This window comes from Amycolatopsis sp. cg13, assembly GCF_041346965.1.
Taxonomy (GTDB): Bacteria; Actinomycetota; Actinomycetes; order Mycobacteriales; family Pseudonocardiaceae; genus Amycolatopsis.
This window is the reverse complement of the sequence record NZ_CP166848.1, coordinates 6469673-6494042: the sequence shown is the minus strand read 5'-3', so window position 1 is coordinate 6494042 and position 24370 is coordinate 6469673. Positions and strand designations below refer to the sequence as shown.

At 69.5% G+C, this 24370-nt stretch carries 24 protein-coding genes; 15 read left to right on the top strand and 9 right to left on the bottom strand.

Going from position 1 to position 24370, the window contains the following annotated elements; genetic code table 11:
• Positions 1 to 23: 23 nt before the first annotated feature.
• On the top strand, positions 24 to 629 hold the full coding sequence (locus AB5I40_RS30310; RefSeq protein ID WP_370933668.1) for an RNA polymerase sigma factor: 606 nt from the start codon (positions 24 to 26) through the stop codon (positions 627 to 629).
• Positions 626 to 1720 (top strand): hypothetical protein, encoded by a 1095-nt coding sequence (locus AB5I40_RS30305; protein ID WP_370933667.1) that lies wholly within the window; start codon positions 626 to 628, stop codon positions 1718 to 1720. Before AB5I40_RS30310 ends, AB5I40_RS30305 begins: the two co-directional genes overlap by 4 nt.
• Here the strand turns inward: AB5I40_RS30305 and radA are convergent, their stop codons facing one another.
• Positions 1721 to 3082 (bottom strand): DNA repair protein RadA, encoded by a 1362-nt coding sequence (gene radA / locus AB5I40_RS30300; RefSeq protein ID WP_370933666.1) that lies wholly within the window; start codon positions 3080 to 3082, stop codon positions 1721 to 1723.
• A gap of 44 nt (positions 3083 to 3126) precedes the next feature.
• Positions 3127 to 3819 carry a hypothetical protein gene (locus AB5I40_RS30295; RefSeq protein WP_370933665.1) on the bottom strand — a complete coding sequence of 231 codons (693 nt, stop codon included), beginning with the start codon at positions 3817 to 3819 and terminating at the stop codon, positions 3127 to 3129.
• 274 nt (positions 3820 to 4093) lie between these two features.
• Here AB5I40_RS30295 and AB5I40_RS30290 point away from each other — a divergent pair, with 274 nt between their 5' ends.
• The 5 genes from AB5I40_RS30290 to AB5I40_RS30270 all read left to right on the top strand — a co-directional run bounded on the left by AB5I40_RS30290 (position 4094) and on the right by AB5I40_RS30270 (position 9438).
• Positions 4094 to 4585 (top strand): CarD family transcriptional regulator, encoded by a 492-nt coding sequence (locus AB5I40_RS30290; protein WP_009084200.1) that lies wholly within the window; start codon positions 4094 to 4096, stop codon positions 4583 to 4585.
• A 55-nt stretch (positions 4586 to 4640) separates the two neighbouring features.
• Positions 4641 to 5297, top strand: coding sequence for a 2-C-methyl-D-erythritol 4-phosphate cytidylyltransferase (locus AB5I40_RS30285; RefSeq protein WP_370933664.1), 657 nt, complete (start codon positions 4641 to 4643; stop codon positions 5295 to 5297).
• Between the two features lie 5 nt (positions 5298 to 5302).
• Positions 5303 to 5767, top strand: coding sequence for a 2-C-methyl-D-erythritol 2,4-cyclodiphosphate synthase (gene ispF, locus AB5I40_RS30280; RefSeq protein WP_370940639.1), 465 nt, complete (start codon positions 5303 to 5305; stop codon positions 5765 to 5767).
• A gap of 204 nt (positions 5768 to 5971) precedes the next feature.
• On the top strand, positions 5972 to 7969 hold the full coding sequence (locus AB5I40_RS30275; RefSeq protein ID WP_370933663.1) for a hypothetical protein: 1998 nt from the start codon (positions 5972 to 5974) through the stop codon (positions 7967 to 7969).
• Positions 7966 to 9438, top strand: coding sequence for a hypothetical protein (locus AB5I40_RS30270; protein ID WP_370933662.1), 1473 nt, complete (start codon positions 7966 to 7968; stop codon positions 9436 to 9438). The genes AB5I40_RS30275 and AB5I40_RS30270 overlap by 4 nt, the downstream gene beginning before the upstream one ends.
• Before the next feature lie 18 nt (positions 9439 to 9456).
• Here AB5I40_RS30270 and AB5I40_RS30265 read toward each other — a convergent pair whose 3' ends face one another.
• Positions 9457 to 10017, bottom strand: a complete 561-nt coding sequence (locus tag AB5I40_RS30265; protein ID WP_370933661.1) for a 2'-5' RNA ligase family protein — start codon at positions 10015 to 10017, stop codon at positions 9457 to 9459.
• Between the two features lie 89 nt (positions 10018 to 10106).
• Between AB5I40_RS30265 and AB5I40_RS30260 the strand changes: the two genes are divergently transcribed.
• The 7 genes from AB5I40_RS30260 (at position 10107) to AB5I40_RS30230 (ending at position 17624) form a co-directional block, all read left to right on the top strand.
• Positions 10107 to 10793 (top strand): HAD family hydrolase, encoded by a 687-nt coding sequence (locus tag AB5I40_RS30260; protein WP_370933660.1) that lies wholly within the window; start codon positions 10107 to 10109, stop codon positions 10791 to 10793.
• Positions 10794 to 10837: 44 nt separating this feature from the next.
• Positions 10838 to 12223 carry a cysteine--tRNA ligase gene (gene cysS / locus AB5I40_RS30255; protein WP_370933659.1) on the top strand — a complete coding sequence of 462 codons (1386 nt, stop codon included), beginning with the start codon at positions 10838 to 10840 and terminating at the stop codon, positions 12221 to 12223.
• A 31-nt stretch (positions 12224 to 12254) separates the two neighbouring features.
• On the top strand, positions 12255 to 13211 hold the full coding sequence (gene rlmB / locus AB5I40_RS30250) for a 23S rRNA (guanosine(2251)-2'-O)-methyltransferase RlmB (RefSeq protein WP_370933658.1): 957 nt from the start codon (positions 12255 to 12257) through the stop codon (positions 13209 to 13211).
• Positions 13212 to 13247: 36 nt separating this feature from the next.
• Positions 13248 to 13919: a TetR/AcrR family transcriptional regulator gene (locus AB5I40_RS30245; RefSeq protein ID WP_370933657.1), complete on the top strand. Its 672-nt coding sequence runs from the start codon at positions 13248 to 13250 to the stop codon at positions 13917 to 13919.
• A gap of 816 nt (positions 13920 to 14735) precedes the next feature.
• The gene (locus AB5I40_RS30240) at positions 14736 to 16169 is read left to right on the top strand and encodes an MBOAT family protein (protein WP_370933656.1); all 1434 of its coding nucleotides are present in this window, start codon (positions 14736 to 14738) and stop codon (positions 16167 to 16169) included.
• A 255-nt stretch (positions 16170 to 16424) separates the two neighbouring features.
• A complete protein-coding gene (locus tag AB5I40_RS30235) occupies positions 16425 to 16790 on the top strand; it encodes a hypothetical protein (protein ID WP_370933655.1) in 366 nt (121 codons plus the stop codon).
• 36 nt (positions 16791 to 16826) lie between these two features.
• A complete protein-coding gene (locus AB5I40_RS30230) occupies positions 16827 to 17624 on the top strand; it encodes a hypothetical protein (RefSeq protein WP_370933654.1) in 798 nt (265 codons plus the stop codon).
• Between the two features lie 4 nt (positions 17625 to 17628).
• Here the strand turns inward: AB5I40_RS30230 and AB5I40_RS30225 are convergent, their stop codons facing one another.
• From AB5I40_RS30225 to AB5I40_RS30200, 6 genes are read right to left on the bottom strand one after another with little or no spacing between them, the layout of a single operon-like run.
• Positions 17629 to 18279 (bottom strand): class II aldolase/adducin family protein, encoded by a 651-nt coding sequence (locus AB5I40_RS30225; RefSeq protein WP_370933653.1) that lies wholly within the window; start codon positions 18277 to 18279, stop codon positions 17629 to 17631.
• Positions 18280 to 19728 carry an FGGY family carbohydrate kinase gene (locus AB5I40_RS30220; RefSeq protein WP_370933652.1) on the bottom strand — a complete coding sequence of 483 codons (1449 nt, stop codon included), beginning with the start codon at positions 19726 to 19728 and terminating at the stop codon, positions 18280 to 18282.
• A complete protein-coding gene (locus AB5I40_RS30215) occupies positions 19725 to 20768 on the bottom strand; it encodes a 2-hydroxyacid dehydrogenase (protein ID WP_370933651.1) in 1044 nt (347 codons plus the stop codon). Before AB5I40_RS30215 ends, AB5I40_RS30220 begins: the two co-directional genes overlap by 4 nt.
• Positions 20769 to 20821: 53 nt before the next feature.
• Positions 20822 to 21277, bottom strand: a complete 456-nt coding sequence (locus AB5I40_RS30210; RefSeq protein ID WP_067576815.1) for a ribose-5-phosphate isomerase — start codon at positions 21275 to 21277, stop codon at positions 20822 to 20824.
• The gene (locus AB5I40_RS30205; RefSeq protein WP_370933650.1) at positions 21277 to 22962 is read right to left on the bottom strand and encodes a dihydroxyacetone kinase family protein; all 1686 of its coding nucleotides are present in this window, start codon (positions 22960 to 22962) and stop codon (positions 21277 to 21279) included. Before AB5I40_RS30205 ends, AB5I40_RS30210 begins: the two co-directional genes overlap by 1 nt.
• Before the next feature lie 3 nt (positions 22963 to 22965).
• Positions 22966 to 23649 carry an HAD family phosphatase gene (locus AB5I40_RS30200; protein WP_344265356.1) on the bottom strand — a complete coding sequence of 228 codons (684 nt, stop codon included), beginning with the start codon at positions 23647 to 23649 and terminating at the stop codon, positions 22966 to 22968.
• A 104-nt stretch (positions 23650 to 23753) separates the two neighbouring features.
• On the opposite strand from AB5I40_RS30200, the gene AB5I40_RS30195 reads away from it, so the two are divergent.
• Positions 23754 to 24365 (top strand): histidine phosphatase family protein, encoded by a 612-nt coding sequence (locus AB5I40_RS30195; protein ID WP_370933649.1) that lies wholly within the window; start codon positions 23754 to 23756, stop codon positions 24363 to 24365.
• Positions 24366 to 24370 lie beyond the last annotated feature (5 nt).

Sequence of the window (24370 nt, the reverse complement as noted above, 5' to 3'; positions counted from 1 at the left end):
CGGCCGTGCGGGCAAGAACAGGTATGCAGGTGACCCATGACGGTCCCGAGCCGGTGTCGACCGGCCCGCAGGACCGCCCCGACCTGGGCGGCCCCGATCCCGCCCCGGCGTTCGGGCGGCTGTTCGACGCGCACGCGGCGACCATGCACCGCTACCTCGCGCGCCGCGTCGGCCCGGACACGGCGCACGACCTCGTCGCCGAGACGTTCCTCGTCGCGCTGCGCCGCCGGGAGTCTTATCAGCCGGAGCTGGGCACGGCGCGCTCGTGGCTGTACGGGATCGCGACGAACCTGCTGCGCCACCATGTCCGCAGCGAAACCCGGGCGCTGCGAGCCACCGCGCGGCTCGCGAATTCCGGCGACCGCGGCCACGGCGGACACGACACCCGGGTCGCCGAGCAGGTGGACGCCCAGGCCCGCGCGGCACAGCTGGCCGGTGCGCTCGCGAAGCTGAGCGTCGCCGACCGCGACACGCTCCTGCTGGTCTCGTGGGCCGGGCTGGAACCGGTCGAAGTCGCCGAGGCGCTCGGCATCCCGCCGGGCACCGTGCGCTCGCGATTGCACCGGATCCGCAGATGGCTGCGCACCAATCCAGGCGCATCGAGCCGCGAGGAGGCGAAGGAACAGTGAACGACGACACCGTGCGGCATCTGTGGTCCGATGCCGAACTCGACGAGGCCCTCGCCGCGCTGCATCCGCACGAGGCCGCCACCGACCGCGACGAACTCGACCGGGCCCGCGCGAGCATGATGCGGGCCGCCGCGGCCGTGAGTGAATCCGACGAACCCGTTGTCCCGCAACGGAAACAGCGCTCCGGCGCGTGGCGATGGATCGCGGTCGCCGCGGCGGTCGCGCTCGTCACCGGCGGCGTGGTCGTGGTCCGGGAACTCGCCAGCGCGCCGTCGACGCTGGCTCCCGCGGGCCCAGGTTCCCCGGCGGACCGCCGCGAAGCGGGCGCGCCGTTCACCCACCTCGTGACCAAGTACAGCCGCACCGCGTTGGTGAACGGGACCAGTGTGTTCAGGGTTCGGGACCAGGTGGACCTGTGGATCCCGGCCGACCCGACCGGAATCTGGAAACGCCGCTGGACCCGGGCCGAACCGCCGACGCTGCTCGGCGGGGAGCCCCGGGACAGCGCGAAATTGCCCGGGCCGTCCCAGGCCGAGCAGTCCGCGCCCGGCGGGCGGTTCACGCCCGACTTCCGCATTCCCAGCGGAGATTCACCCGCCGGCACTGTGGGCTGGTCCCTGCCGACCCCGGAATTCGTCGCGAGCCTGCCGACCGACCCCAACAGCCTGGCCAATCGCCTCCTGAAGGACCGAATCCCTCCGGCGCTGTCGCCCATCGGCGACGGGCCACTGCCACAGCCGTTGGCTTACGGCACTCCGAAGGTCCCTAGCCGCATCAGCTATCCGTCGGCGACCGGGATGATCCTGAACGTGCTCGCTTCCGGGTACGCGTCGCGCGAGCTGCGGCTCGCCTTCATGAAAGCGATGGACGACCCGGCGCTCGGCTTCCAGCGGGTGCAGACCGGTCCGGACTTCACGCAGTACGCGGTGCCCACCGGCCCGTACAAAATGCTCGCCTCAGTCGACGCGACGCGGCTTCAGCTCACCGACATCCAGGTGCTCTCCACGAGCACCGTCACCGGCTTCGCGCCCGGCACCTTGGTCAGCTCCGCCCAGTTCTCCTCCGAGACGACCGACCGGGCGGGAGACTGATCATTTCGCGTGGTTCGCCGCGTTGAGCGCGCTCGCCACGTCGGGCACCTCCAGCACCCGGATGCCGTCCGGGAGCTTGCCGGAATCCGGCGGCACCAACGCGTGCGTGAAACCCAGCCGCGCCGCCTCGGCCAGTCGGCGGGCGACGTTCGGCACCCGCCGGATCTCGCCCGCCAGCCCGACCTCGCCCACCGCTACCAATCGCGGTGACAGGGCCACGTCGTGCAGCGACGAGGTCAGCGCGAGCACCAGCGCCAGGTCGATGGCGGGCTCGGTGATCTTCATGCCGCCGACCGTGGCGACGTAGACGTCCTTGTCGCCCAGCTTCATCCGGCCGCGTTTTTCCATCACGGCGAGCACCATGGCGATCCTTGCCGCGTCGAGGCCGCTCACCGCGCGGCGCGGCTGCGGCATGCCGCTGCTCGACACCAGGGCCTGCACTTCGCCCAGGAGCGGCCGTTTTCCTTCGACCGCGACGGTGACCGCCGTGCCCGGCACCGGTTCCGCCGTCCGGCTCAGGAACAGCCCGGACGGGTCGGGCACGCCGACGATGCCTTCCTCGGTGAGCTCGAAACAGCCGATCTCGTCCGCCGCGCCGAACCGGTTCTTGATGCCGCGCACCATCCGCAGCGTCGAATGCTTGTCGCCCTCGAATTGCAGCACCACGTCCACCAGGTGCTCCAGCACGCGCGGACCGGCGACCGAACCGTCCTTCGTGACATGTCCCACGAGCACGACCGGCAGCCCGCGTTCCTTGGCGAGCGCGACGAGCCCGGAGGTGACCGCGCGGACCTGCGTGACCCCGCCCGGCGAGCCCTCGACCTGCGGCGACGCCATGGTCTGGACCGAATCGACGATCAGCACGCCCGGCTTCACCGCGTCGACGTGCCCGAGGATCGCGGACAGATCGCTCTCCGCGGCGAGGTACATCTCACCGTGCACGTTGCCGGTGCGCTCGGCGCGCAGCCGGACCTGCCCCGCCGATTCCTCGCCCGTGACGTACAGCGAACGCCCGGCCGTGACCGCCCATTGGTAGGCGACTTCGAGCAGCAGCGTGGATTTGCCGACCCCGGGTTCGCCCGCCAGCAGCGCGACCGCGCCGGGCACCAGCCCGCCGCCGAGCACGCGGTCCAGCTCCGGCACGCCGGTGGCCTTCGCCCGGGCCGCCTCGACGTCGACCTCGGCGATCGGCCGCGCGGGCGCGCTCGGCGCTCCGGCGGCCACCCGCGCGATCGCCGGTTTCGCGGAGCCGCGCTCCTCGAGCGTGCCCCACGCCTGGCATTCCGGGCAGCGGCCGAGCCACTTCGCCGTTTCGTACCCGCATTCCGCGCACCGGTGGACGGTGTTGGTCTTCTTCACCACGCCGGCAGGCTATCGGCGGGCACCGACAGAAATCGCGGCGGCGATCAGGAGCGCGGGTGCGCCGGCGCGGCGACCGGCAGCTCGACCACGATCGGGCCGGCGTTCTGGAAGGTGAAGGTGACCTTGATCGTCGCGCCCGGCCACAGCGGCTGCTTGAGGCCCTGCAGCACGACCTTGCCGGTGCCGAGCTGGCTCGCCGCGCCGCCGTTCTCGCCCGCCTGCGGCGTGTTCGACGCCGAGTTGGGGGCCGAGTTCGACGCGCTGTTCGAGGCGGAGCCCGGAGCCGAGCTGGGCGCGCCGTTGGCGGCCGAGTTGGTCTCCGACGCCGGCGTGCTGTTCGCCGATTCCGGCTGCGCCGGGGCGCCCTGCTCGACCGCGTCGGCCGGGCCGATCACGAGCGAGTGGCCGGCGACGATCGCCGAGTCGCCGGAGATCTGCGCGGGCCCGGTTGCGCCTTCCGACGTCACCGAGACGAGCTTGTCGTCCTTCTGGCCCTGGTTGATCACGGTGAGCGTGAGCGGGGCGGGCGAACCGGCCGCGTAGCCGGGGCCCTGCGCCGGGTACTGCACCGCGACGTTGCGCAGCACGATCGTCTTCACCTGGGCGTAGGTGCCGTTGACGGCGGGCTGCTGGGTGTCGGTCTGAGTGATCTGACCGGCTCCGCAACCGGCGAGCACGAGTGCGGCGCCGAGCGCCGACACGCCTGCGCCGAGCACGCGGCGATTCTGCAGCCTCACGTCAGAGTCCTTCCCTTTCACGGCCTCGTCCTTCCCGAAGACTAGCCGGGCGCTTCTCCGCGCGCGGAACCGGTGTGCGTTCCCGGCCGATCGACTGTCCACAAAGGATCCCACGGCACTGGTCGAGGTGCTCGTGGCTCACCTGCATGAGCACGGCGAAAACCGGTTTGTCAAGCCCTGCCCAGGCCGCTGACCTGCGACGACGATCCCGGGTCGCTAGGTGGCCGCCGACGGGCCGTGATAGGATGGAGTCAGCGAAAGGGGCAGAGGACACATGGTTTTCAAGGTCGGAGAGACCGTCGTCTACCCGCACCACGGTGCCGCACTCATCGAAGCGATCGAGACCCGCGTGATCAAGGGCGAGGAAAAGAAGTACCTCGTCCTCAAAGTCGCGCAAGGGGATCTTACGGTTCGCGTGCCCGCTGACAACGCCGAGATCGTCGGCGTACGCGATGTCGTCGGGCAAGAAGGACTGGACAAGGTCTTCGATGTTCTGCGTGCTCCGCACACCGAAGAGCCCACGAACTGGTCTCGTCGGTACAAGGCCAACCTGGAGAAGCTCGCCTCGGGCGATGTGAACAAGGTGGCCGAAGTGGTGCGCGACCTCTGGCGGCGAGAAAAGGACCGCGGACTTTCAGCCGGCGAGAAACGCATGCTGGCGAAGGCACGGCAAATCCTGGTCAGCGAGCTCGCGCTCGCGGAGGGCACCGACGAGGGCAAGGCGGAAACGCTCCTCGACGAGGTTCTAGAGACCGCGACGGTCTGACCCCGGGTCCTCCGGTTCGCCGCCGAGGCAACCGGTTCCCTACGATCACGACCTGATGAACCCACAGGTGCTCAGTGTCGCGTTCGTGACTGTCGCGCACCGTCCGGCCGATCCCGAGTTCGCGCTCACGTCGGTCGGTGGTGCAGCACTACTCACGCACACCGTGCGGGGGCTGCTCGGCACACCGGAAATCGATCTGGTGGTCGCCGCAGCCCCCGAGCGGTGTGCGAAGTCGTTTTCCGAGGCTCTTGGCGGCCTCGAGTGCCGGGTCGTTCCCGGCGCATCGCTCCGGCAGGCATTCGCCGCCGTCGAGCCGCTTCTTTCCCCCGGTGCCGTCGTGCTGGTGCACGACGCGCTGCGGGCGTTCACTCCACAACGGACGGTCCGCCACGTGCTGGCCGCGGTCCGGGAAGGCGCGCCCGTCGCGGTTCCGGTGCTGCCGATGTCCGACACGGTGAAAACCACTGACGAGAGCGGAATTGTCACGGCCACGGTGGATCGCGACGGTCTCCGCAGCGCACAAACCCCGGTTGGTTTTTCCCTTTCCGCATTCCGTTCCGCGCTCGCCGATTCCGCCGATCCCGGCCTCGCCGACACCGCGGGCGCGGCCACCGTCCCCGGCGATCCGGACGCGATGCGCGTCGCGAGCGCCTTCGAACTGACCCTCGCCGAAGCGCTCGTCGCGGGCGGGGACCGAGAGGATCCTCTGTGACCGATCTGCGGGTAGGCAACGGCGTCGACGTCCATCCGGTCGAGCCGGGCCGGGAATGCTGGATGGCCGGCTTGCGGTGGCCCGGAGTCGACGGCTGTGCGGGCCACTCGGACGGCGACGTCGCGGCGCACGCCCTGTGCGACGCCCTGCTGTCCGCGGCCGGTCTCGGCGATCTCGGGGCGGTGTTCGGGACCGGCGATCCGCGCATGGACGGTGCGCACGGCACCGACATGCTCGTCGAGGTGCGCGCGCTGCTGCAGGCGGAGGGCTGGCAGGTAGCCAACGCGACCGTGCAGGTCATCGGCAACCACCCGCGGATCGGGAAGCGGCGCGACGAGGCGCAGCAGGTGCTGAGCGACGCGATCGGCGGGCCGGTGAGCGTCTCGGGAACGACGTCGGACGGACTCGGCCTCACCGGACGCGGCGAGGGCATCGCGGCGGTCGCGACCGCGCTGCTGGTGCGCGGCTGAGCGAAATGCGCTCGCGCGGGAAATCGTGATATTCCATTTTCCCGGATACTTGACCAGCTGGAACAACACGGCCTGAGTAAAACGATCTTCGCCGATCGGGCAAAGATCTCCGCTAACTTCTGCGCGGGTACTCGCGGCTCATTATAGTTATTCCGCGACGTTTGCGGCGGCATGGAGCGGGGCCGCCCGGGCCAAAGGGGGACGATGCCCGTCGATGCGCATCGATTGTCCGGAGTACGTTCGATCACCGGAAGGCTGGTCGAAGAACTGCTGAGCCGTCCGGGAGGACAGAGCAGACCGTTGCCGATCGCGGTGGCGCTGGGCGTGCGCGGCTCCGGGAAGTCGGCGCTGCTGGAGGAATTGCGCACCCGGTGCGAGGACATCCCGCACGCGCTCGTCGATTTCGAGCGGCGCGACTGGGAGCAGATTCAGCCGCGGGAACTGTTAGGCCACTTGGCGTTTGATCTCGGCCGGCAATGGCGGCAATTCGGCCGTATCGCGTTTCCCCGGCTGTGGCTGTGCATGCTCGTGCTCAGCGCGCCGGTGGAACTCGGCGACCGCAGGGCCGCGCTGCGCAAGCTCCGGGACCTGATCGCGAAAAACCAGCCGCTGGAACGCAATCGCGACACGATCGTGGACGTCGTCAAGCTCGTCGGCGGCGTCACGTCCGGCAACAGCCTCCCCGGCTGGAACGAGGCGACCGAACTGCTGCTGCGCGGGCTCAGCTGGTACGACCGGCGGCGGCTGATGGGCAAGGTCAAGGCCATGCCGACCGGGCACGGCAATCACCAGGACTTCCTGATCGAGATCGCCAAGCACGCGCACGGCGACGAGGACGACCGGGCGGCGGTCGACGCGATCATCTGCGACGCGTTCCTCGCCGACCTGCGCCGCGCGTACTCCGGCCTCTCCGGCACCCGCCGGACGATGAATTGCCTGGTATTGCTGGACAACGCGCACACGAAGGGCGGGCAGGACTTCCTGCGCACGCTCGCCGAGTCGCGCAGGCACACGCCGGACGAGGCCGATCCGCTCGTGGTGATCGCGACGAGCCGGACATGGAATCCGGACTGGGGCGAAAGCTGGTCGATGGTCACCGCGCATCCTGGCAGCGACCGGGAAATCCGCCGCAACCCCGAGCATCGGACGAGCGGTCTCGAATGGCCGGTGCCGCGGTTGCCCGCGCACGTGGAGACCGATTGGATCCCCGGCCAGCCGGACAACCGCTGGTCCCCGTGGTACCTGCTGGAACTCGGCACGCTGTCCAGCGGCGACGTCGTCGATGTCGCCGCCGCGCACGACGTGCACCCGACGTCGCGGCTGCCGCGGTTTCTGTCCCGGCTCACCGACGGGCATCCCGGCGCGGTGCGGGAACTGCTGCACACTCTCGCCGCGCGCTACGAGCCGGCCAACCCGAACACGTTGCGGGAAGCCTTGTACACCAAGGTAACCGCGGAAGACGGCAGTGATTCCACTTTGCTCGCCGAGATGTGCGACTACCTGCTGCAGGACTTTTCGGCCGCGAGCCGCCAGGAGCTCGTCACCGCGAGCGCCGCGGTCGACGTGGAAATGCTGTTCCACAAGGAAATTCTCGATCTGCGCAATCCGATGGGCGAGGGTCCGCTGTTCAAGCAGCTCGCCGATCAGCTGTGGCTGCAGGCGGATCCGGACGATCCGTCGCGCTACGTCCTGCACCCGTGGCTGCGCCGGCTGCTGCTGCGGAAGCTGGCCACGCGCGCCGACGATCACCCGTTGAGCTGGGAGAAGGTGCACACGCGCTGCCGCGATTTCTACGAGAAGAACGGCCGCGTCGCCGCCGCGCGCTACCACGATCTGGCGCTCGAAAACGTCGACGCGGTGGTCACGCACCTGTGCAAGCCGCTCGCCGCGGCGCACGCCGAGTTCGACGTGCCGACCGCGGAAGCGTGGCTCGCCGAACTGGACACGATCACCGCCGCACCCAACCGCCTGGTGGAGAACGCCGATCCGTACACACAGGTGCAGCAGCACGTCGGGGAATGGGAAGGCGAACTGGAGACGACGGTGGCGTGGCTGGTCGCTTCGCTGTGGCTGGCGCGCGATCCGCTCGGTGATCCGGGCGGCACCCTCAACGCCACGATCGAGAGCGGATTCCACCATCTGGCCCAAGGCCGGGGACGAGGATCGATGCTGCTGCACGAGCGAGCGGAGCGCTACCGATGACGCAACGGATCAAACCGCCGCGGCCGACGTGGGCGAAATGGCTGTGGGGCGGCGGCGCGGTGCTGCTGGTCGTGGTCATCGTCGTCGCGGCGTTCGTCGTGGTCCCGGCGATCAGCGAGGCGAATCGCACGTGCGGCACCGGCGTCGAGGAGCGGGGTGAGAATTCCGAATGCATCGGCACGACTGACGGCGAATTCGTGTTCTCTCCCGACCTCGCGGATGTGGAAAACAGAATTCATCAGGAAAATACCGAAACCGTCGGCTCCGGCAAACCGTACGTGACCATCGCGGTGCTGCTGCCGATGACGCTCACCGACCACGACATTCTCTCCCCCGAATGGGTGCGGCATCAGCTCGAAGGGGCGTATGTCGCACAGCACCGGGCCAACAAAACGCAGTCGTGGGGCAGCGTGCCGCTCATCCGGCTGCTGCTCGCGAACCCCGGCAGCCAGCTCAAACAGTGGGAGCCGGTGGTCGACGACCTGATCGGGCGCACCGGAGCGGACCGGATCGTGGGCGTGACCGGGATCGGGCTGAGCCTCGACACCGCGCGCAGCGCCATCCAGAAGCTGTCCGACCACCGCGTCCCGGTCGTCGCGTCGCATCTGGCCGCCGACGAGTTCTCGCAGATCCCCGGGTTCCTGCGGGTGTCCCCGACCAGTTCGACCTACGGCAGTTCGATGGCCGGCTACGTGAAGCCGACCGCGCACACCGCCACCGTCGTGCAGGACCAGAACCCCGGCGACCTGTACCCGAAGACGCTGGCCACGGCGTTCACCAAGACGTTCGCCGACGCCACGCACCGGATCGTCGGGCGCACCGAGTCCTACGATTCCAGCCTGCCCGGGATCGAGAACACGTTCCTGCAGATGATGCCCAACATCTGCGGCGACAACCCGGACGTCGTCTACTTCGCCGGCCGCGAGGACCACCTGAAGTCGTTCGTCGCGCAGCTCGCCCAGCGGCCCTGCCTCGAGAAGCACCTGACCGTGCTGACCGGCGATCTCGCCCAGGTCGGCCCGCCCGGTCCGGAAATGCGCCGCGGCCTCCAGGCGAACGTCACCGTGCTCGCGCCCGGGCTCGCGCACCCGCAGGCCTGGCGCGACCATCCGGAGTCGTTCAACAAGGCGGCCGTCGCGAGCTTCGAAGAACCAGGGTGCGACGGCTGTTTCACCGCGGTCTTCCCCCGGGAGCGGCTGGACGACGGCATCGCGATCCTGGCGCACGACGCGGTGCTGACCGTGGTCTGGGCCATCCGGGGGATCCCGCGGGTGTCTCCGGAGCAGGTCACCGCGCAAGATGTGCTGCAGGCCAGGAACCGGTTGCACGGCCAGTCCGCGGTACCGGGAGCGAGCGGCATGATCTCGTTCGACGACCGCGGCGACCCGGTGAACAAGGCGGTGCCGATCCTGAAGGTCCGGCTCGACGCGACGCCGGAGTTCGTGGAGCTGTACGTCCCGGCTGGATGACCGCCGGCCTCGGACCGGCTACGCATCCGCCAACGCGAACTCAACCACTGTTCGCCACGACCTCGCCCCCGCATTGCCAGCGATGAGGCGCACTCGGCGGATCTCATCCCGGATCGGCAGCTTCGACTGAACATCGACGGCTGCCCGCCTCAGCGCGCGACGATCGCCCAGTCGCGTGCTCCCGACAGTGAGATGTGGGATCAGCTCGGTATGGGCGCCGCCATACGGCGGGTACTCGGGGAACCTGCGCCATACCAGCTCGATCAACGCCCGGAAGGGCTCGGCCGGGTCAGGAGCCAGCCACGCAACGTCCTTCCCGAACCAGGAAACCCGCGAGAACGTGCACTCGAATGAGCTGACCGTCGTCGGCACCTCGCGCAAGTCTTCGACCACAGCCTCGGTGATCAGGTCCGGCGGGACGAACGGGTAAACGACCGTGACGTGCGCCGGAACACCCCACCCGGCCGAGCGGTCCAGGACTTCTCGATAGGCGCCCACGACCGCGTCCGCGGCCGGCACCGGCACGATCACCGCCGTCTCGGTCGCGCCCGCCAGATTGTTCAGACGCACCTCGGTCATCAGACCACGCTCGCACAGAAAGGCGCGAAGGTGAGCCGGGCACCACAAACGGGCGGCATCGCACCCGGAATGCCCGATAGGGTTGGCGCGTGGCCATCAACGCGGTGTTGTTCGATTTCTCCGGCACTCTTTTCCGCCTTGAGCAGCAGGACGGCTGGCTCGACGACGTACGCGACGACGACGGTTCGGCGCTGGACGTCGAAGCACAGACCGAGCTGATGCGGCGGATGACCGCGCCGGTCGAGCAGTCCGTCGAACTGGACGAGGAGCACCTGCACGCCTGGCACAACCGCGACCGCGACCCGGAGCTGCACCGGAAGGTGTACCTGGAGGTCCTGCGGCTGTCCGGCGTGCCCCGGCGCGACCAGGCCGAGGCGCTGTACGCGCAGCTCATCGCGCCTGACCAGTGGACGCCGTACCCGGACACCGAAGCCGCACTGAAGGCAGTCGCGAGCAGCGGGCGCAAGGCGGGCGTGCTGAGCAACATCGCGTTCGACATCCGGCCCGCGTTCGGCCAGCGCGGCTGGGACGCGCACGTCGCCGAGTTCACCCTGTCCTTCGAGGTCGGAGCGGTGAAACCGGAGCCGGAGATCTTCCAGGCGGCGATCGAGCGGCTCGGCGTGCGAGCCGAGGAGACGCTGATGGTCGGCGACAGCGAGGAGGCCGACGGCGGCGCCCGCGCGCTGGGCTGCCAGTTCGCCCTGGTCGACCCGCTGCCCACCGCGCAGCGGCCGGACGCGCTGCTAGGCGTGCTGCGGGAGCACGGCGTGCTCTGACGTCCTGCGACGTCTCCCACAGTGCTCCCGGTACCCTTTACCTCGTGGCTTTGCACCTGTACGACACCGCGACCCGTGCCCCCCGGGAGTTCTCTCCCGTCCGCAGCGGAACGGCGTCGATCTACGTGTGTGGTGCCACCGTGCAGGGAGTACCGCATATCGGGCACGTCCGCGGCATGCTGAATTACGACGTGCTCCGCCGCTGGCTGCTCCACAGTGGACTGGACGTGCTGCTGGTCCGCAACGTCACCGACATCGACGACAAGATCCTCACCAAGGCCGCCGACGCCGGACGGCCGTGGTGGGAATGGGCGGCGACGCACGAGCGTGCGTTCGAGAAGGCGTACGAGGATCTCGGCTGCCTTCCGCCGTCGGTCACGCCGCGCGCGACCGGGCACGTCACGCAGATGGTCCAGCTGATGGAGCGGCTGATCGAAGCCGGGCACGCGTACGCCGTCGACGGCGACGTCTACTTCTCGGTGAAGTCGTTCCCGGAGTACGGCGCGCTGTCGGGCCAGCAGCTCGACGAGGTCCAGCAGGGCGAGACGCCCACCCGCGGCAAGCGTGATTCGCGCGACTTCACGCTGTGGAAGAGCGCGAAGCCGGGCGAGCCGTCGTGGCCGACGCCGTGGGGCGACGGACGCCCTGGCTGGCACCTGGAGTGCTCGGCGATGGCGACCAACTACCTCGGCGCCGAGTTCGACATCCACGGCGGCGGCGTCGACCTGGTGTTCCCGCACCACGAGAACGAGCGCGCGCAGTCGAACGCGGCCGGCGACGGGTTCGCCCGCTACTGGCTGCACAACGCGTGGGTGACCATGTCCGGCGAGAAGATGTCGAAGTCGCTGGGCAACACGGTCGCGATCCCGGCGATGCTGGAGCGCTACCGTGCGCCCGAACTGCGCTACTACCTGGTGCAGCCGCACTACCGGTCCACGGTCGAGTACTCCGAGGGCGCGGTTTCCGAAGCCGCGCAGGGCTACCGGCGGATCGAGGCGTTCCTGCGCCGGGCGGAGTCGGCCGGTGCGGTTTCGGTAGGCGAGGTTCCGGCGGAATTCGCCGCGGCGATGGACGACGACCTGGCCACCCCGGCCGCGTTCGCCGTGGTGCACAACACGGTCCGCGACGGTAACGCCGCCCTCGACGGCGGCGACACCACGAAGGCACTCGAATTGGCCGGCACGGTCCGCGGGATGACCGGCGTGCTCGGCATCGACCCGCTGTCGCCGGACTGGGCGGACGGCGGCTCGGACACTCCCGTCCGCGACGCGCTGGGCACGCTCGTGGAAGCCCTTCTGGCCGAACGCCAGGAGGCCCGTGCGGCGAAGGACTTCGCCCGCGCGGACGCCGCCCGCGACCGTCTCGTGGCGGCGGGGATCGCGGTGGAAGACACCCCGAACGGTCCGCAATGGACAGTCAGGAACTCCTGACTTCCTTCGCGGCAGCAGAGATTGAGGATTCATGGCAGGCAACTCACAGCGCAAAGGTGCCATCCGCAAGACCGGCACCAAGAAGGGCGCCGTCGTCGGTTCGGGCGGGCAGCGGCGCAAGGCGCTCGAGGGCAAGGGCCCGACCCCGAAGGCCGAGGACCGGCCCGGGCACAAGGCGTACCGCGCTGCCAACGCCGCCAATAAGCGTGACCAGGCCCGGCAGAAGAAGGCCGACCGGCCGGAACTGATCGCCGGCCGCAACCCGGTCGTCGAGGCGCTGCGCGCGGACGTGCCGGGCACCGCGCTGTACGTCGCGCTCAACATCGACATCGACGACCGGGTCAACGAGGCCGTCCGGCTCGCGGGCGACAAGGGCATCTCGATCCTGGAGATCCCGCGCGAGGAGCTGGACCGCAAGACCAACCGCGCGATGCACCAGGGCCTCGGCCTGCAGGTGCCGCCGTTCGAGTACGCGCATCCCGACGACCTGATGCAGGCCGCGCGCGACTCGGGCAACACCCCGCTGTTCGTCGCGCTCGACGGCGTCACCGACCCGCGCAACCTCGGCGCGGTGATCCGGTCCGCCGCGGCTTTCGGTGCGCAGGGTGTCCTGCTGCCGGAACGCCGCAGCGCCGGAATGACCGCGGTCGCATGGCGCACGAGCGCTGGTACCGCGGCGAAGCTGCCGATCGCGGTCGCGACGAACCTCACGCGCCAGCTGCGCGCGTGGGCTTCGAAGGGCCTGATGATCGTCGGCCTCGACGCGGACGGCACGGTCGACATCGACGCGCTCGACCTGGCAGCGGACCCGCTGGTCATCGTGCTCGGCTCGGAAGGCCGCGGCCTTTCCCGCCTGGTCCGCGAGACCTGCGACGCGACGGTCTCGATCCCGATGGCCGCAGGCGTCGAGTCGTTGAACGCCTCAGTCGCCGCTGGCGTGCTGCTGGCCGAGGTCGCTCGCCGCCGCCGGATCGCCGGACGCATCTGATTTCACTGGAATCACTGGCCTGTTATCGTCGATAACATGCCCGACGACGCCCGCGCCCGCATCATCAAGGCCGCCCTGGACCTCCTGTCCACCGGCGGCCCGGACGCGGTGTCGACCCGCGCGGTGAGCTCAGCGGCAGGCGTCCAGCCGCCAACGATCTATCGGTTGTTCGGCGACAAGGACGGCCTGCTGGACGCCATCACCGTCCAGGGCTACGCCGACTACCTAGAGGCGAAAACAGCCCAGCCCCCCGCGGAGGACCCACTGGAGGACTTGCGGCGGGGCTGGGACCAGCACCTGGAGTTCGGCCTGGCTAATCCGGCTTTGTACCTGCTGATGACCACCCGTCCTGGTCCTTCTCCGGCCCTGAAGAAGTCGCTGGAGATCCTCGAGGCGCGAGTCAGCCGCATCGCTTCAGCCGGACGGCTCCGAGTGCCCGAACCGCTCGCCGCCGCTTTGATCCACGCCGCCGGTTCCGGGGCGACGTTGAGCCTGATCTCGACGCCCCCGGATTCCCGCGACCTTGCGGTCTCCGTCGCGGCCCGGGAAGCGGTGATCGCGGCGATCAGCACGGATCGCCCGGTGTCCCGAACTCCTGGCCCCGCTGCGGCGGCGATGGCGTTGCGGGCGGTGTTGCCGCAGGTGTCGGGGTTGAGCGAGGCGGAGAAGACGTTGATGGGCGAGTGGTTGGGGCGGATCACCGACTGAGGCTGCCAGCACGCTCGCTGCTCGTCTGGTCTTCTGGCTGAGCAGCTCTCGCGCGCTGCCATTCTCGCGCGCTGCCATTCTCGCGTGGCTACCGCTTCGCGGCATCAACTGCCGCCGTATCTGCACGGCCGCAGCCCTTCCGCTCAGCCGCGCCAACCACCACCCCGCACTCCCGCATCGTGCGGCCATTACCTTGCCGTTCCACCGCACCTCGCACGCCCGCGCCGCACACCCATCACCTTCCCGCTCCGCCGCACCCCGCACGCCCGCGCCGCACTTCTGCCACTTCCTCGCTCCCCCGCACCAACCGGCCGCCCCGCTCAACCGCCTCGCACTGCCGCACCGCGCGCCCAGCCTCCCTTCACGCGGCCGCCCCACCACCGCCCCTCGCGCTGCCGCATCGCACGCCCGCCCACTTCCCCGTTTCTCCGCACCAACCGGCCGCCCCGCTCATGCGCCTCGCACTGCCGCATCGCGTGCCCAGCCTCCTTCCAGGCGGCCGCCCAACCACCGCCCCTCGCGCCGCCGCATCGCACGCCCGCCCACTTCCCCATTCCTCCGCACCAACCGCCGCCCCTCGCACTGTCGCGAGGCACGGTCCTTCCGCTCAGCCGCCCCTAGCCGCCCGCGCCCCATGGGATTCCTCGGCTCCCGACCGCGGCACAGCTCCACCGCCCGCCGCTTCCCGTCGCGAGGGGCGAAATCCTCCCAAATCCGTCACCCTCGGTGATTCGTGCTGTGATCCGTCGGGCATCGCCCCGCGGAGCCACCCGCTCGGGCTAAGGTCTCCTCCGGAACCGAGGGGGTCCGTCACCGATGTCGTTCGTTTCGCCGCTGTTCTTGTGGTACTTCATGCCCGCGGTGCTGATCGCGGTCCTGGCGTGCCCGCGCAGCTGGCGCAACGGCATCGTCGCGGTCGCGAGCCTGCTGTTCTACACGATCGGCGCCGGCCCCTACCTGTTCCTGCTGCTGCTCTGCATGGCGGTGAACTTCCTGGCCGGCCCGGCGCTCGAGCCCAGCCCGTGGGACGTCCGCGGCAAGCGCCGGAAGCGGATCCTGATCGGCGTCATCACGCTCGACGTGCTCGTGCTCGTCATCTGGAAGTACGCAGGTTTCGCGACGCAGCAGATCGCGGCCGTCGCGCACTGGTTCGGCGGCGACATGGGCGTCGCGAACATCGTGGTGCCGATCGGCATTTCCTTCTACACCTTCCACCACATCTCGTACGTGGTGGACATCTACCGCGGCGAGCGGCACGCGCTGCGCAACCCGGTGTCGTTCGCCGCGTACATCGCGATGTTCCCGCAGCTCGTGGCGGGTCCCATCGTGCGGTACCGGGAGATCGCCGACCAGCTTCCGCAACGGCGTTCGCACCGCTTGGACGACATCGCCGCGGGTTTCCCGAGGTTCGCGCTGGGCCTGTGCAAGAAGTCGATCATCGCCGATTCGCTCAGCCCGATGGTCGAAGCCTGCTTCTCGACCCCGGCCAACCAGATGACGTTCACGACGGCCTGGCTCGGCGCGATCGGCTACACCCTGCAGTTGTTCTTCGACTTCTCCGGCTACTCGGACATGGCGATCGGCCTGGGCCGCATGCTCGGCTTCCGGCTGCCGGAGAACTTCGCCCGCCCGTACTCGTCGGTGACGATCACGGAGTTCTGGCGCCGCTGGCACATGTCGCTGTCGCGCTGGTTCCGCGACTACGTCTACATCCCGCTGGGCGGGAACCGTTCCGGTGCCGGGAAAACGTACCGGAACCTGTCGATCGTCTTCGTGCTGACGGGTTTCTGGCACGGCGCGCAATGGACGTTCCTGATCTGGGGCTGCTACCACGGCGCGCTCCTGGTCATCGAACGCCGCTTCAACCTCGGCGACTCCCCGGCCGGTCCGGCAGCCCGCATCGCCCGCCGAGTGCTGACGCTGATCCTCGTGGTGTTCGGCTGGGTTTTCTTCCGCTCAGCCGACCTCGGCCACGCACTGTCGATGATCGGCCACATGCTGATCCCCGACTTCGGCGGCCTCGGCGACGTCGTGGAAAGCGCGCTCACGAACCAACGGCTGGTGATCCTGCTGCTGGCGCTGATCGTGTTCATCCTCCCGGCGCACCCGGTGACCGGCCCGCTGCTGGAATCGTCCCGAAGCCGCGGAGCGACAGCGCTGCGGATCGGGGTCATGACGGTGGGGCTGGTTTACGCGGCGATCCTGGTGGCTACCGGGACTTTCAGCCCGTTCCTGTACTACCAGTTCTGATCTCGCCTTACTGCGCTGCGGCAGAATGGCGGACATGCTTCCGATCTCAAGGGGAAATGCCGCGTAAGCCGCCGGGCGCAGTGCGCGCTGGGTTACGGACGCGCGCGGCTTGACGACGAGTGCCGCCGGAGGACGCTCCCGGATCCCGGCGCGGATCCCGACGAGCCGTGGTGGCGCAGACCCTGGCGAGAACGCTGAGGCAGCCCGTACGCCGAGGGTAAACTTCGCCCGTTGCCTACCGGGAGGCCCGGAACGATGACCGACCAGACCGAGCCGCCAGATTTGGCTTCCACTCCGAACGTGATCCCGTACGTCGACCCGCACAATGGGCCTCGGCGGTTGCTCACGATCGATATTTCCACGCATATTTTCCACGTCGGCGCGTACATCCCGTTCGTGGGGATCGACGGCCGGCAGTACGTCGTTTCCTGGGGCGCGGTGTCGTTCGAGATTCCCGCTGACCGCAACGTGCACGTCAGCGTGCACCTGCAGAGCAACGGCGGGGCCGGTTACACGCCTTCGCCGTTCGCGTCGATCATTTTGTACCCGAATCCGTTGCCGCAACGGCTGGCTACGCAGTTCGCACGGGCGGGCATGGGGGCGCTCGTCCCGCTACCGTAAGAGGACCACGGAGGGGGAAGTATGGGTTATCCCGGTATGCCCGGACCAACCAAACAAGCGCGAAACCTTGCTCTGGTGCTCGCCGGAGTGCTCGGGCTCAGCGAGATAGTCGTGCTGTGGGCCGAAGCCGCGACCATGATCAATCATGGTTGGGACAGCGGCAGCTACGTGCATCCGCTGCTGGCTGTGCTGAGTATCGCGGTGCTGCCTGGAGCGGCATTGCTCGCGACGCGAGGTCTCCGCCCGGCGCGTTTTCTCGTGGTGCCCGCGGTTCTGCAGGCGGTGGTGGCCATTGTTTCGCTGTCGCGTTTGCTCTCGCGGCACGTGCTTGCCGTCGTGGAACTTCAGACGGGCATCGCGGCTGTCGTCGCCGGGCTGACGGCGATCGCGATGCTGCTGCCTCCGGTCGCCAAGGTTCTTCCGGGCGCGCAACCTGCCGGAACGGGCTACGGTCCGGCGGCTTGGACGGCACCGCAGTTCACGCCGCAGGGATACGCCGGGCAGGTCCCACCAGCCGGGTACGCACCTCAGCCGGGAGCCGCGTATCCGGGTCAGCCCGGGGCTCCGGGTCAGCCCGGGGCTCAGGCACAGCCTGGAGTTCCGGCACAGCCCGGGTTTCCTATGCAACCCGGATCTTCACCGCAGCCCTGGACTCCTGCTCAGACTGGGTACCCGATGCCGCCGCCCGCGCCGGGGAATCCCTTGCCGCAGAACGGTTACCCGGCGGCACCAGCCACTCCACCGCCTGGATACCCGCCCCAGCCCGGGTATCCGCCCCAGCCCGGGTATCCGCCGGGCCAAGGCGGCCAAGGCGGACCGCCGCCCTCGCAATGATCAGTCAGCGTTGGCCGTATCCCTTCAGCTTCTCCACCACATGCTCGATTTCCGCTGGCGGCAACAAACCCGGGCTACCGGCGGAACGGGCCACCAGCCACACCTGGCACACCCATTCCAATTGCTGAGCACGGCTATACGCACTCGACAACGAGTCGCCGTAAGTGATCGTGCCGTGGTTCGCCAGGAGGCAGCCTCGGCGATCGGCCAAGGCCACCAGCATGGCGTCGGCAAGCTCGGTGGTGCCGTAGGTCGAGTACGGGGCCACACGGGCCGTGGGGCCGATGGCCGCGAGCATGTAGTGGATCGGCGGGACTTCGGTGACCAAAGTGGACACTGCGGTGGCGTGCACTGAATGCGTGTGCACCACCGCGTTCACCGGGGCGGACTCCGGATCGACGGCCCGGGTGTACACGGCCAAGTGCATCGGGAGTTCGCTCGTCGGCTTCAGGGAACCGTCCGCGGGGTTGCCGTTGAGGTCCACCACGGGGATGTCGGCGGGCGTGAGGGCGGCGTAGTCGACGCCGGTCGGGGTGACTGCGACCAGGTCGCCTGCCCGCGCGGACACGTTGCCCGACGTGCCGACGACCAAGCCGTCCGCGGTCAGGCGGCGGGCGTACTCGCACACTGCGGCACGCTCGTTCTCCAGGATCATTCACAGCCTCCACAGTCCGCGCGCGGCAGACAGGGAAGCCTGGTAGTCGGCGTAACCGCGCTCGTAATCAGCCACATTTTCGGCCCGGGCCTCGACCGTTCGCGAGTTCGCGGCCCAGCGGTCCCGATCGTACGGCCTTCCCAGCGCGTCCGCGGCAGTGAGCACGGCACCGCGGGCGCCGACGCCGGGGTCGCTCGGGATCACGACCGGACGGCCGAGTACATCGGCGAAAATCTGCAGCCATTCGGGCGAGCGGACTCCTCCGCCGCAGGCATAGAGCTGCCCCGACAGGCCGGCGGCTTCAAAGCAATGCCGTGCGGCGTAAGCGATCGACTCGCAGAGCGCCCGCACCAGATCGGCCCGGCCGGTTTCCAGGCTCAGCCCGGAGAATTGTGCGCGCGCTCCGGCGTCGACGAACGGCGCGCGTTCGCCGGATACCGAAAGGAACGGCAGGGCACGTACCCCGCGAGCGCCTGGCTTGCTGCTCGCCAGCAGCGGGTCGATTTCCTCGACGCTGATGCCCAGCAATTCGCAGGCCCAATCGATGCCTGCCGTACCGACCATCGCTGGCATCGCGTGCAGGTATTCGTGCTCGTCGGGCGTGCACAGGAACATGCCCGCCGGTTCCGCTTCAGGGTCGAAAGCGGGATCAGCAGTGAGCACCTGGCAGGCGAGCGTAGTGCCTGCGGTGAGGATTCCGTCGCCCGGTTTCCGTACGCCAGCACCGATTGCGCTGGCCGGCAGGTCGAAAGGCCCTGCGGTGACCGGCAGTCCTACTGGCAGCCCGAGCAAATCGGCACCGCGCCGGTCGAGGCGGAAGACCGACTTCGCCGGGGCCGGTTTCGCGAACAGGGAACGACGATGGCCCAGACCGCAGGCCTCGATCGCACCATCGTCGTAGCTGCGGGTGGCCGGGTTCAAGAATGGCAGCGAGGCATCCGAAACGTCGACCGTGATCTCGCCGGTGAGCCGCTGCAACACCGCGTCGACGCAGTATCCGGCCACCGCGGCGCGGTCGAGCACCTCGGGCTCATGAGTGTCCAAATAGGACATGATGGCCGCGGTGCAGCCGGGGAACATGCCGGAACCGGTGCGGCGGAAGACTTCCGCGGTCACGCCGTCAGCCTGCCATTTCGCGAGCACAGTGTTCGCCCGGCCATCGAGCCATGAGATGGCCGGGTGCACCGCGGCACCCGTCTCGTCGCGGAGCCAGAGCCCGTCGCCCTGTCCGGTCAACGCCAACGCGGACACCGGTTCGGGCAGCGCGGCCGCGACCTCGCGCACCACCGTCGCGACCGTGCCGACAACCTGGTCGAGATCCTGCTCGACCCGGCCGCCCGGAAGGTGGTGCACCTCGGACGGCGTGCACGCGCTCGCGATGGAGCTGCCGTCCTCGTCGAACACCACGGCCTTGGTGAGCGACGTCCCGATGTCGACCCCGACTATCACGGCCGTCGCTCCAGCACCTCAGGATTCGCGAGGTTGGCGAGCTGCTCGCCGCGCGCGTACCGGCCGACCTCCGCGGCGACGATCGCGGCCGCCCGCTCAGCGGTCTGCCTGCTCGCGCCGGCGAGGTGCGGGGTCGCGATCACGTTGGGCGCATCGCGCAGCGCCCAGTCCGCCGGCGGCGGCTCGACGTCGTAGACGTCCAGCGCGAGCGCGCCGAGCCGACCGGAACGCAGAGCCTCGGGCAGCGGCGCGTAGTCGAGCAGGCCGCCGCGGGCGGTGTTCACGAGGACCGCGCCCTCCGGCAGAAGGTCGAGTTTGCTCGCGTTGATGAGGTGCCGGGTCTCCTCGGTGAGCCGTGCGTGCAGGCTCACGACGCGACTCTGCCGGAGCAGCTCGTCCAGCTCGACAAGCTGTGCGCCATCGGCCTCGACCGCGGCACGGTCGGCGTACGGGTCAGTCACCAGGACGTTCGCCCCGAACGCGACGAGCACCTTGGTGACCCGGGACCCGATCGCGCCGTATCCGACGAGGCCGACGGTGGTGCCGCCCAGCTCGAGCCCGGCCTGGTCGTAGGCGTAGTAGTCGCCGCGCCAGGTACCGGCGAGCAGTTCCGCCGAGGACGTCGAGATCCGCCGCATCGCGGCGAGGATCATGCCGACGGCGAACTCGGCCGCCGCGCCCGCGTTGCGACCCGGCGCGTAGGTGACGGCGACGCCCGCCTCGGTGGCGGCGGTGAGGTCGACGTTCACCGGCCCGCCTCGGCACACCGACACGAGCTTGAGCTCCGGTGCGGCGGCGAAGACCTTTTTGGTGAACGGAGCCATCTGCGTGACGACGGCCTCGGCACCGGCGAGTGCCTCGATCACCTGGTCTTCGGTACCGCTGGCCTCCAGCACGTTGCCGACCGGCCCGAACGGCTCGACCGGCCACGGCAGCGTCAGCTCGGCGACCTCGTGGTCACCGCCGCCGAGTTCCGCGCGGACGGCTCCGGCCAGCAGGCCGGGGCTGACGAAGTGGTCTCCCGCAGCGAGAATGTGCAACTCTGCTCCCTCACTCGCTCTGTGCCGATTGTGCGCCACGACGGACGCCTTGGTCAGTGGGCGTTCTCGTATTCGGTGATGTGCGCGACCTTGGTCGCGCTGGCCGACGCAGGGTCGAAGCGGTATCCGACCCATTCGGCCACGATCTTCTTCGCCACCTCAGGGCCGATCGCGCGGGCCCCGAAGGTGATCACCTGGCAGTCGTTCGATTTGATCGACCGCTCGGCGGAGTACGAATCGTGCGCGACCGTCGCCCGCACGCCGGGAACCTTGTTCGCCGAGATCGCCATGCCGATGCCGGTGCCGCACACGAGGACGCCGCGGTCTGCTTCGCCGCGGGCGATCGCTTCCGCCGCGGCCAGCCCCAGCAACGGGTACGCCCGGTCGTCCGCCGCGTCCGGCACGCCGAGGTCGGTCACCTCGGTGACCCGTTCGTCGGCCTGCAGCAGGTCGCGCAGCTGATTCTTCAGTTCGACCCCGGCGTTGTCCGCCGCCACCACGATGCGCATCAGTCAGCGCTCCTTTCCAGCTCCTCGCCGACAGCCGTGACCAGCAGCGAGAACGACACCGCACCCGGGTCCGAATGACCCTCGCTCCGTTGCGCGAGCCGCGCGGCGCGTCCCTTTGTCGGACGCAAGTGCGCGGTCTCCCGCGCGGCTACGACAGCCGCTCCAGCGGCTTTCCGCCATGCCTGAACTACTTCCGAGCCCGTCTGCTCTCGCAGCGTGGCCCGGAACGGCTCGATCGCGTCGAGCATCGTCTTGTCGCCCGGTTCGGCCTTACCCAGCTCGCAGAACGCCCGAACCGCACCGTCGACCGCGTCGGCGAGCATCGCCGTGGTGATGTCCTCGGCGGCCACGCCGCTCAGACCGGCTCCGGTTTCCGCCAGCAGCACGCCGTACAACGCACCCGAGGCACCGCCAGCCGCATCGGCGAACGCTGTCCCGGCGGCCAGCAGCGCACCGGAAACCGTGTCCGGTTCACGCCGAGCGGCTGCGACAGCGGCACGCATTCCGCGAGTCATGCCGAGCCCGTGGTCTCCGTCCGCGGCCACCGCGTCGAGCCTGCCCAGTTCGGCTTCGTTCTCCTCGATGCTGCGCAAAGCCGCGGTGAGAACCCGGTCGACCACGCTGGCCCCCGGAGCCTCCTCGGTCAGCAATTCGTCCACTGTGGACTCAAGCTCGACCGTGGCCAGTTCGGCACCGCTGGTGCGATAGCCCGGGGTGTCGCACGGCGCGGCGTACAGCTCGGCCAATTCGTCGTCCAGCACCAGGATCGACAGCGAAACCCCGGCCATGTCGAGCGACGTGACGAACTCCCCGACCTCGGAGTGCACGGGGCTGAGCCCGGCCTGGGCGAGCCGTTCGTGCACGCGGGTGTAGGTGACGAACATTTCCTCGTATTTGGTGCGGCCGAGCCCGTTCACCAGCACGACCACCCGGCCGTCACCCTCGGGAAGCTCGGGCAGGAGGCCGTCGACCAGTTCGTCCGCCAGCTCCGCCGCGGACAACCGGCCCACCGTGCGCACACCCGGTTCGCCGTGAATTCCGAGGCCCAGCTCCATTTCCTGGTCCGCGACGGTGAACAGGGGCGCGTCCGCACCGGGCAGCGTGCAGCCGCCGAACGCGACGCCGAACGTCCGCGTGCGAGCGTTCGCCTTCGCCGCGACCTCGTGCACTGCCTCAAGACTGTAACCGCGCTCCGCTGCCGCGCCCGCGATCTTGAAGACGAGGAAATCGCCTGCCACGCCCCGGCGGCGCTCCGGTTCGGTCGCCGGGCCGCTCGCGATGTCGTCGGTGACCAGGATGGTGCGGCTCGGGATGCCCTCCGCCGCCAGCCTGCGGGCGGCGAGTCCGAAGTGGAGCACGTCGCCTTGGTAATTGCCGAACCCGAAGAGGACGCCAGCGCCGTTGTCCGCCGCCCGCGCCGTGCGGTAGACCTGCTCGGCGCTCGGGCTCGTGAACACGTCTCCGACCACCGCGCCGTCCGCAAGGCCAGGGCCGACGAGACCGGCGAACGCCGGGTAGTGCCCGCAACCGCCGCCGATCACGACCGCGACCTTCGGGCTCGCCGGAGCCTCGCGGCGAACGACGCCGTAGGCATCCGGCACCTTCTGCACCGTGCGGCCGTACGCGGTGACGAACCCGTCCAGCCACTGCCGCTTGAACGTGTCCGGGGAACCCAAGGTGGTCATCGTTCAGTCCTTCGCAGCCACCGGCTCGCCAGCCAGATAGGCCAGGAGCTTCAGTCGGACGTCGTCATTGCTCGCGGCCACCGCGCTGGCCAGCTCCAGCGCGTCCGGCTTCGGCGGGTACGTCGGGTTGGGCAGCGCGATCACGGTGAGCCCGGCCGCGGCCGCCGCCCGGATGCCGTTGCTGGAGTCCTCGACCCCGAGGCATTCGCTTCCCGATTTGCCGAGCCGGGCCGCCGCCTCCAGGTACACGTCCGGATTCGGCTTGCCCCGCGCGACCTCGGCGCTGGACACCGTGGCGGTGAACTCGCCGGTGAGCTGGTGCTTTTCCAGCACCGCGTCGATCACCCGGCGGGCGGCCGAGGACGCGAGCGCGACCGGGACCCGCTCGCTGACCTCTCGGACCATCGCGCCCGCGCCGGGCAGCAACGGCGCTTCGCCCGCGTCGATCGAGGCGATCATGCCGTCGACCACCGCGCGTTCCACCTCGTCCGCCTGGTCCGGCACCCCGCACCGGCGCGCGAGATAGCCGGCCCATTCGGGCGCGCTCATGCCTTGTACCTGGGCCGTGTCTTCCGCCGTCCACTCGACCTGGTGGCGAGCGGCGAAAGCGACCCAGTTCTCCTCCCAGAGGTGTTCACTTTCCACCAGGACACCGTCGAGGTCGAACACCACCGCGTCGAGCGTCATCCACCAGATCCCTTCAGAGAGCGAGCCCGTTTCACACGAGCAATGTTAAGTTAACAGCGAGATTGAGAAGTTCGCAAGGGTGTTCACACACAAGGAGGGCACGAGTGGGCGCACGGCTGCTGCTGGCCAGGCACGGGCAGACCGAATGGCACGCGGAGAACCGCTACGCGGGCACCAGCGAGGTGGCGCTGACCGAGGAGGGGATCCGCCAGGCCGACGCGCTGGCCGCGTACGCCCGCCGGGTGAAACCGGACGGGTTGTTCTGCTCGCCGCAACGACGCGCCCGGCGCACGATCGAACCGGCGGCCGAGGCGCTTGAACTGGTCCCGGAAATCGTCCCCGGCCTGCGGGAAACCTACTTCGGAATCGCCGAGGGCCGCACCCGCGACGAGGTGCGCCAGACTGACCCGGAGGCGGTCGAACGCTTTCTCGCCGACCCGATCGCCGGGGCGTTCCCCGGTGCCGACGATCCGGCCGAAGCGGCCGAGCGCGGCGCGCGCGCGATCCGCGCGATTGCCGCCGCGACCAGCGGAACCGCACTGGTCGTCGCGCACAACACGCTGCTGCGGCTCACGCTCTGCCAGCTGCTCGGCATCCCGTTGTCCCGCTACCGCAGCGTGTTTCCGCGCCTGGACAACGCGGCCGTCACCGAACTGGAGGTGAGCGGTGACCGAACTGCCCTGGTGCGCTTCAACCTCCCAGTGGAACCGCGATAATCACG